Here is a 13,748-nt window from a genome sequence, read left to right as displayed (position 1 = left end):
CCGACTGTGGGAGTGTGTGTGAGCGTTAACAATGACCGCTATGTGATCGGCGTCGATTTCGGCACGTTGTCGGGACGCGCCGTGGTGGTGCGCGTCGGGGACGGCGCCGAGCTGGGCACGGCCGTCCACGAGTACGCCCATCGCGTCATCGAGGAGCGGTTGCCCGGCAGTGACGTGCGGCTCGGGCCCGACTGGGCCCTGCAGTCGCCGCACGACTGGCTGGAGGTGCTGAGGACCGCGGTGCCCGAGGCCGTGGCCGCCGCCGGGGTCGACCCGGCCCAGGTCATCGGCATCGGCACGGACTTCACCGCCTGCACCGTGCTGCCGGCGACGGCCGCCGGCACACCACTCTGCTTCGAGACGCCCGAGCGGCCGCACGCCTGGCCCAAGCTGTGGAAGCACCACGCCGCGCAGGCCCACGCCGACCGCATCAACGCGCTGGCCGCCGAGCGCGGCGAGGCGTGGCTGCCCCGGTACGGCGGCAAGATCTCCTCCGAGTGGCAGTTCGCCAAGGGCCTCCAGGTGCTGGAGGAGGACCCCGAGGTGTACGAGCGGGCCGAGCGCTGGATCGAGGCCGCGGACTGGATCGTCTGGCAGCTCACCGGCGTCGAGAGCCGCAACGCCTGCACCGCCGGCTACAAGGGCATCTACCAGGACGGCGCCTACCCCGCCGAGGAGTTCCTGGCCGCGCTCAACCCCGGCTTCGCCGGCTTCACCGCCAAGCTGGCCCACGAGATCTCCCATCTCGGCGGGCTCGCCGGCCGGCTGACCGCCGAGGCGGCCGCCTGGACCAAGCTGCCCGAGGGCATCGCCGTCTCGGTCGGCAACGTCGACGCGCACGTCACCTCCGCCGCGGCCGACGCCGTCCGGCCCGGCCAGATGGTCGCCATCATGGGCACCTCCACCTGCCATGTCATGCCCTCCGACCAGCTCGCCGAGGTGCCGGGCATGTGCGGCGTGGTCCGCGACGGCATCGTGCCCGGCCTGTGGGGCTACGAGGCCGGACAGTCGGGCGTCGGCGACATCTTCGCCTGGTACATCGACAACTCCGTGCCCGCCTCCTACACGCGCGCCGCCGAGGAGCGCGGCCAGACGGTCCACGCGTACCTGACCGAGCTGGCCGCCGCCCAGGAGGTCGGCCGGCACGGCCTGGTCGCGCTCGACTGGCACAACGGCAACCGCTCGGTGCTGGTGGACCACAACCTGTCCGGCGTGATCGTCGGCCAGACGCTCAGCACCCGGCCCGAGGACGTGTACCGGGCGCTCATCGAGGCCACCGCGTTCGGCGCCCGCGTCATCGTCGAGACGTTCGAGGCGTCCGGCGTGCCGGTCGAGGAGTTCGTGGCGGCGGGCGGGCTGCTGAAGAACCACTTCCTCATGCAGGTCTACGCCGACGTGCTGCGCCGCCCGATCTCGGTGATCGGCTCGGAGCAGGGACCGGCGCTCGGCTCGGCCATCCACGCGGCCGTCGCCGCCGGCGCGTACGCCGACATCGAGCAGGCCGCGGCCGCCATGGGCACGCGCCGCGAGAACGTCTACGTGCCCGACGAGGGCCGGGCCGACGCCTACGACAAGCTCTACGCCGAATACCGCACACTGCACGACTACTTCGGGGACGGACGCATGCTGCACACCCTGCGGAAGATCAGGAACGAGGCCGGCGCATGATCCAGCGCATGAGGAGGACGGTCAGCGACCTGCACGCCGAGCTCGTACGCAACAACCTCGTCGCGTGGACCGCCGGCAACGTCTCCGGCCGGATCCCCGGCGAGGAGCTGTTCGTCATCAAGCCGTCCGGCGTGAGCTACGACGAGCTGGGCCCGGAGAACATGGTGCTGTGCGACCTCGACGGCAACCTCGTCGAGGGCGACCACTCGCCCTCCAGCGACACCGCCGCGCACGCCTACGTCTACCGCAACATGCCCGAGGTCGGCGGTGTGGTCCACACCCACTCCACCTACGCCACCGCGTGGGCCGCCCGCGGCGAGGCCATCCCCTGCGTGCTCACCGCGATGGCCGACGAGTTCGGCGGCGAGATCCCGGTCGGGCCGTTCGCCCTGATCGGCGACGACTCCATCGGCCAGGGCATCGTCGAGACCCTCAAGGGCCACCGCTCGCCCGCCGTGCTCATGCGCAGCCACGGCGTCTTCACCATCGGCAAGGACCCCAAGGCCGCGGTGAAGGCCGCCGTCATGTGCGAGGACGTCGCCCGCACGGTGCACGTCGCCCGCCAGCTCGGCGAGCCGCTGACCATCGCACAGGACGACATCGACCGCCTGTACGACCGCTACCAGAACGTCTATGGACAGAGGAGCCCGCGTTGACCATCTGGTTTCTGACCGGCAGCCAAGGACTGTACGGAGAGGACACGCTTCAGCAGGTCGCCGAGCAGTCCCGGCGCATCGCCGAGGCCCTGCCGGTGCCCGTGGAGTGGAAGCCCGTGCTCACGGACGCCGCGGCCATCCGCCGCGTGATGCTGGAGGCGAGCGCCGACGACTCCTGCGCCGGCGTCATCGCCTGGATGCACACGTTCTCGCCGGCCAAGATGTGGATCGCCGGCCTGGACGCGCTGCGCAAGCCGCTGCTCCACCTGCACACGCAGGCCAACGTGGAGCTGCCGTGGAGCTCCATCGACATGGACTTCATGAACCTCAACCAGGCCGCCCACGGCGACCGCGAGTTCGGCCACATCCAGACGCGGCTCGGCGTCGCCCGCAAGACCGTCGCCGGGCACGTCAGCGACCCGCGCGTCGGCGAGCGCATCGAGGCGTGGGCGCGGGCGGCCGCCGGCCTGGCCGAGGTACGCACCCTCAAGCTGGCCCGCTTCGGCGACAACATGCGCGACGTGGCCGTCACCGAGGGCGACAAGGTCGAGGCGCAGCTCCGCTTCGGCGTCTCCGTCAACACCTACGGCGTCAACGACCTGGTCGAGGCCGTGGACGCGGCCTCCGACGCCGACGTGAACGCGCTGGTCAAGGAGTACGAGGAGCTCTACCACGTGGCGCCCGTGCTGCTCGGCGAGCGCAGGGAGTCGCTGCGCTACGCCGCCCGCATCGAGCTGGGCCTGCGCACCTTCTTGGAGGACGGCGGGTTCAAGGCGTTCACCACGAACTTCGAGGACCTCGGCGGCCTGCGGCAGCTTCCCGGCCTGGCCGTGCAGCGGCTCATGGCCGAGGGCTACGGCTTCGGCGGCGAGGGCGACTGGAAGACCTCGGTGCTGCTGCGCACGCTCAAGGCCATGGCGCCCGGCGGCGGCACGTCGTTCATGGAGGACTACACCTACCACCTGACGCCGGGCGAGGAGCTGATCCTCGGCGCGCACATGCTGGAGGTCTGCCCCTCGATCGCCGCGGACACCCCGTCGTGCGAGATCCACCCGCTCGGCATCGGCGGCCGCGAGGACCCGGTCCGGCTGGTGTTCGACGCGGCCCCCGGCCCGGGTGTCGTCGTGGGCCTGGCCGACATGGGCGACCGGTTCCGGCTCGTGGCCAACGAGATCGACATCGTCGCCCCGTCCGAGCCGCTGCCCGCGCTGCCGGTGGCCCGCGCCGTCTGGCGGCCCCGGCCGGACTTCCGCACCAGCACCGAGTCCTGGCTGACCGCCGGCGCGCCGCACCACACGGTGCTGTCCACGGCCGTCGGCGCCGAGGAGCTGACGGACTTCTCCGACATGCTGGGCGTTGAGCTGCTGGTCATCGACGCCGACACCACGACCCGGCAGTTCGCCAAGGAGCTGCGCTGGAACCAGGCGTACTACCGGCTGGCGCAGGGCTTCTGATGACGGCGGGGACGACCGCCGGGCCGACCAACTGGGCGGGCAACGTCGCCTTCCGCGCGCGGGAGGGGCGGCGGCCCGCCACGCTGGACGAGCTCCGGCGCCTCGTCGCCGGGAGCCCCCGGGTGCGGGCGCTGGGCAGCGGCCACTCGTTCAACGACGTCGCCGACACGCCGGGCGAGCTCGTCTCGCTGGACCGCATGCCGTACACGCTGGAGATCCACACCGGGGCGGACGGCGCGGCGCGGGCGCGGGTCGGGGCGGGCATGACCTACGCGCGGCTCGCGGCCGGGCTGCACGCGCGCGGGCTGGCGGTGGCCGCCCTGGCGTCCCTGCCGCACATCTCGGTGGCCGGGTCGGTGGCGACCGGCACGCACGGCTCGGGTGACGGCAACCGCAGCCTCTCGGCCGCGGTGTCCGGGCTGGAGCTGGTCACGGCCGACGGCGAGCTGGTCTCGCTGGAACGCGGCGACGACGACTTCCCGGGCGCGGTGGTCGCGCTCGGGGCGCTCGGCGTCGTCACGACGCTCACGCTCGACCTGGTGCCGGCCTTCGAGCTGCGCCAGTACGTCCGTGAGGACCTGCCCCGCGACGCCCCGTTCGACGAGGTCATGGCCGGCGGTTACAGCGTCAGCCAGTTCACCGACTGGAGCTCCACCCGGGTGTGGCTCAAGCGGCTCACCGAGCTGCCCGACGGCGACTGGCTCGGCACCCGGGCGGCGGACGGCCCGCGTCACCCGGTGCCGGGCATGCCGCCGGACAGCTGCACCGGGCAGCTCGGCGTGCCGGGGCCGTGGCACGAGCGGCTGCCGCACTTCCGGGCCGACGCGCCGCCGAGCAACGCCGGGGACGAGCTGCAGTCGGAGTTCGCGATGCCGCGGGAGCGGGCGGCCGAGGCGCTGGCCGCCCTGTACGCCGCCGGCGACCGGATCCGGCCCGCGCTGCGGATCTCGGAGGTGCGCACGGTCGCGGCCGACGACCTGTGGCTGAGCCCGTTCCACGGGCGTGACAGCGTCGCCGTCCACTTCACCTGGATCAAGGACTGGGACGCCGTGCTCCCGGCGCTGCGGCTGGTGGAGGAGACGCTGGCGCCGTTCGACCCCCGGCCGCACTGGGGCAAGCTGTTCACCCGGTGGCCGGAGCCGTCGGAGCGCTTCGGCGCCCTCGTGCGGGCGTACGACCCGGAGGGCAAGTTCGCCAACGGCTTCCTCCGGCGGGTGCTGGGGGAGTGAACTGTCGCCGGTCGTACCTGACAGGAGCTGACAGGTACGACCGGCATCCTGGTGCCATGACGGCACACGGCACCTTCGAGACCGCCGGCTGGAATCCCCAGCCGCCCTTCTCCGAGCAGGACGGCGTCTCGCTCGCCCAGATCACGCTCACCAAGACCTTCCACGGCGACCTCGACGGCACCTCGACCGTCACCATGCTGGCCACGGGGACCGAGGTCGAGGACTCGCGCGCCTACGTGGCGGTCGAGCGGATCGAGGGCACGCTCGGCGGACGCAAGGGCGGCTTCGTCGTCCAGCACACCGCGGTCAGCGAACGGGGAGAGCCGTCGCTGCGCGTCGCCGTCGTCCCCGACTCCGGCACGGGGGAGTTGCGCGGCATCCGGGGCGAGATGGACATCCACGTCGCGCCCGACGGATCCCACTCCTACACCTTCGACTACCGGCTCTGACCCGCGCCCGCAGTGTCGGGGTCACCTCGCCGCGGCGCCTGACGACATGACGTCCTGGCCGGTTCGGGTGGTGAAGGCACGACGGTAGGCCGACGGGGACGTGCGCATCGTCCGGGAGAAGTGCTGGCGGAACGTCACGGGGCTGTCGAACCCCACCGCCGCCCCGATCTCCTCCACCGGCGCGGCCGTGCCCTCCAGCAGGGGCAGGCTGGCCGCCACCCGCTGGGAGATCACCCACTTGAGCGGGGTCGTCCCGGTGCGCCGTCGGAAGTGCCGCAGGAACGAGCGCTCCGACATGTGCGCCACCCGCGCCAGGTCGGCCACGCTGATCGGCCGGGCCAGGTCGGCCAGCGCCCACTCCATCGCCCGCGCCACCGCGCCGTCGTCCTCCAGCGGACGTATCGGGGCCTCGATGAACTGCGCCTGGCCGCCCTCCCGGTGCGGCGCGACGACGAGACGGCGCGCCACCGCGTTGGCGATCCCCGGGCCGTGGTCGGCGCGCACCAGGTGCAGCAGGAGGTCGAGGCCCGCGGCGCTGCCCGCGCTGGTCAGCACGTCGCCCCCGTCCACGTACAGGACCGAGGCGTTGACCCGCACCTCGGGGAAGCGCCGCTGGAGCAGGTCGGCGTACTGCCAGTGGGTGGCCGCCTCGCGCCCGTCCAGCAGGCCCGCCGCCGCCAGCGCGAACGCGCCCGAGCAGATCGACACCAGCCGCGCCCCGCGCCCGTGCGCCCTGCGCAGCGCCTCGACCAGTGGCGGCGAGACCGGCCCCCGCACGTCGGGCACGCCCGGCACGATCACCGTGTCGGCCGTGGCCAGCACGTCCAGCCCGTGCGCCGCCTGGACGGTGAACCCGCCGACCGCGCGCAGCGGCTGCGTCGTCTCGGCGCAGACCCTCAGGTCGTACCAGGGCACCCCGAGCTCCGGCCGGGACAGCCCGAAGATCTCCACGGCGCAGCCCAGCTCGAACGGCCCCATCCCGTCGAACGCCAGCACCGCCACGGTCGGCAAAGAAGGGGTGAGCGAGACCGGGATCGGCATGGGCGCATGTTAGCCCGCCCTCCAGAGCGGGAGAAACAGTGCATGCACATATCGGGGGTCCACACCGTTCTTCCTGATCACCGCTACGACCAGGCGGAGATCACCGAGGCGTTCTCCCGGTTGACCGAGGCCGACCGGGACCTCCTGGAACACTTCCAGACCGCCACCGGCGTCCAGGGCCGCAATCTCGCCCTCGCGCTGGAGGACTACGGCAAGCTCGACTCCTTCACCCGCGCCAACGAGACGCACACCGAGATCGCGCTCGACCTCGCCGAGCGGGCCGTCCTCGGCGCCCTCACCAAGGCCGGGCTCTCCCCGGACAAGGTGGACCACCTGGTGTTCTGCTCCAGCACGGGCCTGGCCACCCCGTCGCTCGACGCCCTGCTGGCCCAGCGCGCCGGGTTGCGCGACGACGTCAAACGGGTGCCGGTGTTCGGGCTCGGCTGCGCGGCCGGGGCGGCCGGCCTGGCCCGGCTCAACGACTACCTGCGTGGCTGGCCCGGCCACGTGGCGCTGCTCGTCTGCGTGGAGCTGTGCTCCCTGACCCTCCAGCGCGACGACACCTCCGTCGCCAACCTGCTGGCCGGCGCCCTGTTCGGCGACGGCGCCGCGGCGGTCGTGGCCACCGGGCACGGGGCGGGACCCGAGGTGGTGACCACCCGCAGCAAGCTGTATCCGGGCACCGGGCACCTCATGGGCTGGGAGATCGGCAGGCACGGCTTCCGCGTCGTCCTGGACGACGGGCTCGCCGGCTTCGTCCAGCAGGTGCTGGGCGGCGACGTCAAGGCGTTCCTCGCCGACAACGGCCTGACCCCCGACCAGGTCGGCGCCTGGATCTGCCACCCCGGCGGCCCCAAGGTGATCGAGACGATGGTGGAGGTGCTGGGGGTCCCGCCGTCCGCGTTCGCGGTGACCCGGGAGTCGCTGCGGGAGCACGGCAACCTGTCGTCGGTGTCGGTGCTGGACGTCCTCCAGCGGACGCACGGCCGGCCGGGGCAGTCCGGGCTGCTGATGGCCGTGGGGCCCGGCTTCTCGGCGGAGCTGCTCCTGCTGCACTGGTGATCGCGCCACCGCGGCGCTGGCATGCTTGGGGTCATGAACGAGACGCTGCCGTTGATGGAACGCGCCGCAGGTCGTACGGCCGACCTGGTGGAGAGCCTCGGCGAGGAGCAGCTCACGCTGCCGACGCCGTGTGCCGAGTTCGACGTCCGGGGACTGATCGCGCACCTGGAGTGGGGGGCGTCGCTGTTCGAGTCGCTCGCCTCGGGCGGGCCCATGATCCCGCAGGGTGAGTACACCGGAGACTTCCGGGCGCGGGCCGAGCGGATGCTGGCCGTCTGGCGCCGGCCGGAGGCGTGGGAAGGAGTCAGCGCCGGCATGGGGCTGCCGATGACCACGCTCGCCGCGATGTCCCTGTGCGACCTCGTCGTCCACGGCTGGGACCTGGCCGTGGCGACCGGCAGGCCGTACGAGGTGGACGAGGAGGAGGCGGAGCGGCTGCTCGCGTTCGTCGCGGACATGGCGCCGACGGGGCGCAGGATGGGCGCGTTCGGCGAGCCGGTGGAGGTGCCCGCGGACGCCTCCGATCTGGAGCGCGCCCTGGGCGAGCTCGGCCGCGACCCGTCGTGGAAGCCGTGAGGGCCTGACACCTCGCCCGGGGCGGGAGTGAGCCGGGTGATCCCGGCGGTCACGCCCCGGTCGCGGTTCGCGCTCGCTTGGATCACTCGCCCGGCCACGCGGCGACGGGGAACCGTCGATCCGTGTGGAGGTGGTTCGCAGTGAAATTTCGACCTTTGGCAGCGGGCGTCGGACTTGTCGCATTGCTCGCGCTCGCGGCCTGCGGGGGCGGGCCGGGGGGCACGGCCGGCGACTCAGCCCAGCGCGCCCCCGAGCGCCGCACCGGCCCCGACACCGGCGCCGACGCCGGCAGGGCGGCCGACCGGAAGGGCGAGGCCCGGCGCGACGCGGTGGAGGCTCAGATCTCGACGTTCGCCCTGGACGTCGACACCGCCTCGTACGCCTACGCCCGCCGCACCCTGGGCGAGGGGCGCCGGCCCGAGCCGGCCCAGATCCGGCCCGAGGAGTTCGTCAACGCCTTCGGCCAGGACTACGCCGAGCCGGCCGGCGACGGGTTCACCGTCCACGTCGACGGGGCCCGCATGCCCGGCTCCGACACCGCGGTCGTCCGGGTGGGCCTGCGCACGCGCGGGTCCGACGCCGCCTCGCGCCGCCCCGCCGACCTCACCTTCGTGGTCGACGTCTCCGGGTCGATGGGCGAGCCCGGCCGCCTCGACCTGGTCAAGCAGGCTCTGCACACGCTCATCGACCAGCTCGCGGCCGGCGACCGGGTGTCGGTCGTGGCCTTCAGCGACACCGCCGAGACCGTCGTCCCGATGACTTCGCTCACCGCCCGGCCGGAGCTGCACGCCGCCGTGGACCGGCTGGCCGTCCAGGGCGGCACGAACCTGGAGGCGGGGCTGGTGACCGGCTACCGGCAGGCGGCCGGGGCGTTCCGCGCCGCCGCCACCAACCGGGTCGTCCTGCTGTCCGACGGGCTGGCCAACCAGGGCGCCACCGCCTGGCAGGCCATCCTGGACCGGGTCAAGGAGTACGCGGGCCGGCAGGTCACGCTGCTCACCGTCGGCGTCGGCAGGCAGTACGGCGACGAGCTCATGGAGCAGCTCGCCGACAACGGCGACGGCGCCGCCGTGTACGTCAGCAGCCGGGAGGAGGCCGAGAAGGTCTTCGCCGCCCGCCTGCCCGCCACCATCGAGCTGCGCGCCCGCGACGCCAAGGCGCAGGTCGTCTTCAACCCGTCGGTCGTGGAGAGCCAGCGGCTGCTCGGCTACGACAACCGGGCCATGTCCGCCGAAGAGTTCCGTGACGACGACCGTGACGGCGGCGAGATCGGCCCCGGCCACGCCGTGACCGCCCTCTACAGCGTGCGGCTGAAGCCGGGCGCCACGGGGCAGCTCGCCCAGGCGACCGTCCGCTGGCAGGACCCCGACACGCGTGCCCCCGCGGAGGCGGGCCGGGCGGTGGACGTGGCCGCGCTGGCCCCCTCGATCTGGGAGAAGGCGCCGGTCCGGCTCCAGGTGGACGTGACGGCCGCCGCCTTCGCCCTGTACCTGCGCGACCGGGAGGCGTTCGGGCTCGACCTGCCGGTGCTGGGGGAGCACGCCAGGCGGCTGGCCGAGGCGGCGGAGGACCCGATGGTGGGCGAGCTGGCCCGCCTCATCGACCAGGCCCGGACGCTCGGCTGACCGCCGCCCGTCCCCCTGGACGGGTGGATCCGCGGGCCGCCGGCCGTGCGCGGCGGCCCGGGGAGTCCGATACACTGGTGCACGCACCACGGGGCTATAGCGCAGTTGGTAGCGCGCCTCCATGGCATGGAGGAGGTCTGGGGTTCGAATCCCCATAGCTCCACCCCGCACTGTTCACGAGATCCCGTCCGATCACCTCGATCGGGCGGGATCTCGTCGTCTCACGGCCGATGCGGCAGCCCTTTCCCGCAGGCCCGTCAGTAGGCCTCCACCTCGATGACCCGGCTGAAATCGTTGGCGCCGTTGGAGGCCCGGGTGAGGATGCGGACCGCGTCCGCCGAGACCGGGGCGAAGTCGGAGCGGACCACGCCCGAGGTGTTGCCCCGCACCTCCGCCACCGTCTGCCACTGCCCGCCGGTCCGGACCTGGACGTCCCAGTCGCGCAGGCCGTACGTCGAGGCGGGGTAGCGCGCGGTGTCGATGGTGTACAGGTCCACCCGCGACAGGGTCCGCTCCTGGCCGAGCGCGATGTCCAGGGTGTCCGGCCACGTCCGGGAGGTGGCGTCGTTCCAGCCGTTGCCGCCCGCCCAGCCGTCGGAGCTGCGGTCGCCGTCCACGACGCTGCACGCGGGGTAGTTGCCGCCGGTGTGGGCCGACGACGCGGTCACGGTACGGCGCAGCGCCACGTTGCCGCCGTTGTCCAGGCCGGCGAGGTCCACGACGGTGATCGGCACCGTCAGGCTTTCCGAGCCGGTCCGCAGGGTCAGCGGGTACTCGCCGAGCGGCGCCTCCGGCGGGATGCCGATGAGCAGCTTGACGCCGAGCTCGTAGCCCGCGGGCAGGTAGCTGGAGATCATCGGCCGGGAGGCGGTCAGCGGCGGCTTGATCTCGGCGAACAGGTCGGCGTAGACGGCTTTGCCGCCGCCGTTGCGCAGGCCGGCCTCGATCCACGGCGCGCAGGCCGGGTCGACGCCCGCGGGCACCTGGAGGCGCTCCGCGCCGGCGACGGGCGTGATCCGGCCCGTGCGCCCGCGCTCGCGGGAGGGCCGCAGGCGGACCTGCGGCTCGGGCTGGGACTGCGGGGCCAGCGCCGGCTCGGGGGTCCGCACGGCCGGCTCCGGGGGTTCGCCCGCGTCGGCCACGGCCGCCACCACGGGGCCGGACAGGAGCCCGAGCGCGAGGATCCCGGCGGCCAGTCGGTGTCTGTTCACGGTCATCTCCTTCCTCACGCCACGTTCAGGCCGGGCCGGCCGTCGACGGTGACGAAACTGGCCTTGGTCTCCACCGGCGCGCCGGGCCGGTCGATGTAGGGGACCACCCGGTAGTCGGTGCGCCAGGCGTCAGGGGTCACCTCGCAGCTCACGTAGCCGCGCTGGTAGCCGGAGAACCTGATGTGCGGGTTGACCGGGTCGGACCCGCCGGCGGGGACGCCGGTCGAGGCGCTGCCGTTGCCGCCGCTGGTGACGGAGGTGCAGACCAGCTCGACGCCGATGGTGGGGGAGGCGGGGTCGTTGAAGTCGGCCTTGAGCTCGCCGGCGAGGTTGTAGTGGATGTCGCCGGTGAGCACGACCGGGTTGGACACGCCGCGCTCCACGATGCCGTTGAGCACGCGGTCCTTGGCGGCCTTGTAGCCGTCCCACAGGTCCATGCTGAGCTTCTGCGCCGGTCCGGGGTCGAAGTCGAGCTGGCACATGGCGATCTGCTGGGCGAGGACGTTCCACTTGGCGGGCGAGCGGCCGAGGCCGTCGAGCAGCCACTTCTCCTGCTCGTCACCGAGCATGGTGCGGGAGGGGTCGAGGCGTTCTGCGCAGTCGATCTGCTGCCCGTCGCCGCACACCTGGTCGGATCGGTACTGGCGGGTGTCGAGCACGTTGAACCGGGCCAGCCTGCCGAAGTCGAACCGCCGGTAGAGCCGGCTGTCGGGCCCGTCGGGCAGCTGCGGTAACCGCAGGGGCAGGTTCTCCCAGAAGGCCCGGTAGGCGTTGGCCCTGATCACCAGGAAGTCCTGCTCGGTGACGTTGCCGCCGGGGCCGACGTCGCCGGCGTAGTTGTCGAGCACCTCGTGGTCGTCCCAGGTGACGATCCAGGGGGCCGCGTGGTGGGCCGCCTGCAGGTCCGGGTCGCTCTTGTAGAGGCCGTACTGGATGCGGTAGCGGTCGAGGGTGTCGCACTGGACGCGGAAGGGGTCCGGCACGGGCGTGTTCCGGCGGCCGCCCGTGGGCACGATGCCGTACTCGTAGATGTAGTCGCCGAGGTGGAAGACCACGTCGGGGTTCTCCGCGGCGAGGTGCCGGTAGGCGGTGTAGAAGCCGTCGGGCCACGACGCGCACGACGCGAACGCGATCTTGAGCCGGTCGGCGGTGACGGGCGCGGTCCTGGTGCGGCCGACCGGGCTGATCTCGCCGCCGGTCCTGAACCGGTAGAAGTAGTCGCGTCCCGGTTTGAGCCCGCGCACGTCCACGTGCACGGAGTGGCCGTACTCCGGTGTCGCCCAGGCGTCGCCGTGCCGTACGCGGCGCTTGAACTGGTCGTCCTCGGCCACCTCCCACGAGACGCGAATGCGGGTGTACGGCATGCCGCCGAGCGGTTCGAGCGGACGGGAGGCGAGGCGGGTCCAGAGCACGACGCCGTCGGGCAGCGGATCTCCCGAGGCGACGCCGAGCTGGAAGGGGTAGTCGGCCGAACGGGAGACGGTGGACTCCGCCGTCCACGGGTCGGCCAGGCGGGTGGTGAACGCCAGCGCGAACGCGGCGCCGGTCATGCCGAGGAAGCCTCGGCGGGAACGGTCGAGAAGGTGGCCGGCGAGCCGCCGATCGTCGTCCATGCGTCTCCCAGGGGGGAGGGCGGGAGAGGGGTCTCCCACGGGGGGCGGAACGGGAGTCGATCTGCTGCAGCTCCCAATTCTTAGCAAGAGTCATGTGGTTTTAACTAGATCTTGCGTTAACTTCTCGGATGAACTAACAGTGAAAGGTGAGGGTGGCCCGGCGCGCGGCCGCCGGGTCCGCTGCGAACCGGCGGCCTGACCCCGCGGCGTCAGCGCGCCTGGAGGCGGACCTTAGGCACCGGCTGGGCGCGGCGGGCGGCCTCGGCCTTCAGCCGGCGCCTGAGCTGCCTGCCGTGGCCGAGAAAGGAACGGGTCCGCAGGCGGCGGTCCTCGGGCAGGCTCCAGTCGGGCAGCGCGCGGTCGATCGCGACGGTCAGCCGGTCGTCGCCAGGGGCGGTGGCGGTGCCGAGCAGCACGACGTTCTCCTGCCACCGCATGCCGGGATCGTGCCGGTGGAAGGTCAGGCACACCGGTCCCGGCCCGACGGTCACACCGGCGGGGAGGCGCAGCTCGTACCCGGTCGCGGTGGCGGAGAAGGCACGCGCGGGCACGGTCACGGGCAGGCCGTCGGCCACCGCCGACACGGTCGGCCGGCCCAGGTCGCGGGCCCGGCGGGCGTACGGGCGCCAGTCGGCGGGCGGAGCGGAGCGGCCGGGCAGGCGGGGGCCCGACGGGGCCGGGTCGGAGGCGGGGGCCGTGGTGCCGGGCGGGCAGGTCCAGGTCAGCGGGTCGCGGGTCAGGTCGCCGCCGGGCCACCAGGTGATCCGTTCGGGTGTCACCTCGACGTAGATCCGGGCGAAGTACCAGGTCAGGCGCCTGACCAGGAACCGCGGCAGCCCCGAGAAGGCGTCCGGGACCTTGGCCTGGGAGTCGCGGACGTACCGGTCGGTGTTGGCCTGCAGGTCGGCGTCGCGGACCGTGGCGCGGCCCTGCACCAGCACCACCGGGTCACCCTCGAACAGCAGGGCGACGCGCGGATCGCGGCGCGCCCGCTCGGCCTTGTCGGGATAGGTCAGGCCGGTGCTGACGTCGATCGTGCCGCGGGGACCGGTGTACGGGGTGACCGGCCAGGTGATGGGCCGCTCGTCGCGGGTGAGCGAGGTGTAGGCGCACACCATGGAGCTCCGGAGCGTCGGGGAGGGGGGCGTGAGCGTCATGACCGCA

12 protein-coding genes and 1 tRNA gene are annotated in these 13,748 nt (G+C 73.1%); 9 read left to right on the top strand and 4 right to left on the bottom strand.

Annotated features, from left to right (window positions below):
• Window positions 1-18: 18 nt before the first annotated feature.
• The 5 genes from araB to MTP10_RS23130 are packed head-to-tail and all read left to right on the top strand — an operon-like array spanning window position 19 to window position 5,456.
• Window positions 19-1,668, top strand: coding sequence for a ribulokinase (araB, locus tag MTP10_RS23150; RefSeq protein ID WP_310711680.1), 1,650 nt, complete (start codon window positions 19-21; stop codon window positions 1,666-1,668).
• An 8-nt stretch (window positions 1,669-1,676) separates the two neighbouring features.
• Window positions 1,677-2,324: an L-ribulose-5-phosphate 4-epimerase gene (locus MTP10_RS23145; protein ID WP_397200707.1), complete on the top strand. Its 648-nt coding sequence runs from the start codon at window positions 1,677-1,679 to the stop codon at window positions 2,322-2,324.
• Window positions 2,321-3,778 (top strand): L-arabinose isomerase, encoded by a 1,458-nt coding sequence (araA, locus tag MTP10_RS23140; RefSeq protein ID WP_310711678.1) that lies wholly within the window; start codon window positions 2,321-2,323, stop codon window positions 3,776-3,778. The genes MTP10_RS23145 and araA overlap by 4 nt, the downstream gene beginning before the upstream one ends.
• Complete coding sequence (locus MTP10_RS23135; protein WP_310711677.1) at window positions 3,778-5,007, top strand: FAD-binding protein; 1,230 nt, start codon at window positions 3,778-3,780, stop codon at window positions 5,005-5,007. Before araA ends, MTP10_RS23135 begins: the two co-directional genes overlap by 1 nt.
• Before the next feature lie 56 nt (window positions 5,008-5,063).
• Window positions 5,064-5,456 (top strand): DUF3224 domain-containing protein, encoded by a 393-nt coding sequence (locus tag MTP10_RS23130; RefSeq protein WP_310711676.1) that lies wholly within the window; start codon window positions 5,064-5,066, stop codon window positions 5,454-5,456.
• A gap of 21 nt (window positions 5,457-5,477) precedes the next feature.
• Here MTP10_RS23130 and MTP10_RS23125 read toward each other — a convergent pair whose 3' ends face one another.
• The gene (locus MTP10_RS23125) at window positions 5,478-6,497 is read right to left on the bottom strand and encodes a helix-turn-helix domain-containing protein (RefSeq protein WP_310711675.1); all 1,020 of its coding nucleotides are present in this window, start codon (window positions 6,495-6,497) and stop codon (window positions 5,478-5,480) included.
• A gap of 42 nt (window positions 6,498-6,539) precedes the next feature.
• On the opposite strand from MTP10_RS23125, the gene MTP10_RS23120 reads away from it, so the two are divergent.
• From MTP10_RS23120 to MTP10_RS23105, 4 genes are all read left to right on the top strand, one after another.
• The gene (locus tag MTP10_RS23120; protein WP_310711674.1) at window positions 6,540-7,559 is read left to right on the top strand and encodes a 3-oxoacyl-[acyl-carrier-protein] synthase III C-terminal domain-containing protein; all 1,020 of its coding nucleotides are present in this window, start codon (window positions 6,540-6,542) and stop codon (window positions 7,557-7,559) included.
• A 33-nt stretch (window positions 7,560-7,592) separates the two neighbouring features.
• A complete protein-coding gene (locus tag MTP10_RS23115) occupies window positions 7,593-8,135 on the top strand; it encodes a TIGR03086 family metal-binding protein (protein ID WP_310711672.1) in 543 nt (180 codons plus the stop codon).
• Between the two features lie 155 nt (window positions 8,136-8,290).
• A complete protein-coding gene (locus tag MTP10_RS23110; protein ID WP_310711671.1) occupies window positions 8,291-9,760 on the top strand; it encodes a von Willebrand factor type A domain-containing protein in 1,470 nt (489 codons plus the stop codon).
• 90 nt (window positions 9,761-9,850) lie between these two features.
• Window positions 9,851-9,923 (top strand) — tRNA-Ala (locus MTP10_RS23105).
• Between the two features lie 94 nt (window positions 9,924-10,017).
• On the opposite strand, the gene MTP10_RS23100 is transcribed toward MTP10_RS23105, so the two are convergent.
• The 3 genes from MTP10_RS23100 to MTP10_RS23090 all read right to left on the bottom strand — a co-directional run bounded on the left by MTP10_RS23100 (window position 10,018) and on the right by MTP10_RS23090 (window position 13,741).
• The gene (locus MTP10_RS23100; protein WP_310711670.1) at window positions 10,018-10,971 is read right to left on the bottom strand and encodes a discoidin domain-containing protein; all 954 of its coding nucleotides are present in this window, start codon (window positions 10,969-10,971) and stop codon (window positions 10,018-10,020) included.
• A gap of 14 nt (window positions 10,972-10,985) precedes the next feature.
• Window positions 10,986-12,584, bottom strand: coding sequence for an alkaline phosphatase D family protein (locus MTP10_RS23095; protein WP_310711669.1), 1,599 nt, complete (start codon window positions 12,582-12,584; stop codon window positions 10,986-10,988).
• A 209-nt stretch (window positions 12,585-12,793) separates the two neighbouring features.
• Entirely contained in the window at window positions 12,794-13,741 is a 948-nt protein-coding gene (locus tag MTP10_RS23090) for a hypothetical protein (protein WP_310711668.1), read from the bottom strand.
• Between the last annotated feature and the right edge of the window lie 7 nt (window positions 13,742-13,748).

The organism is Nonomuraea sp. 3-1Str (genome assembly GCF_031570565.1).
Lineage (GTDB): Bacteria > Actinomycetota > Actinomycetes > Streptosporangiales > Streptosporangiaceae > Nonomuraea.
This window is presented reverse-complemented; position numbering and strand designations above follow the sequence as displayed.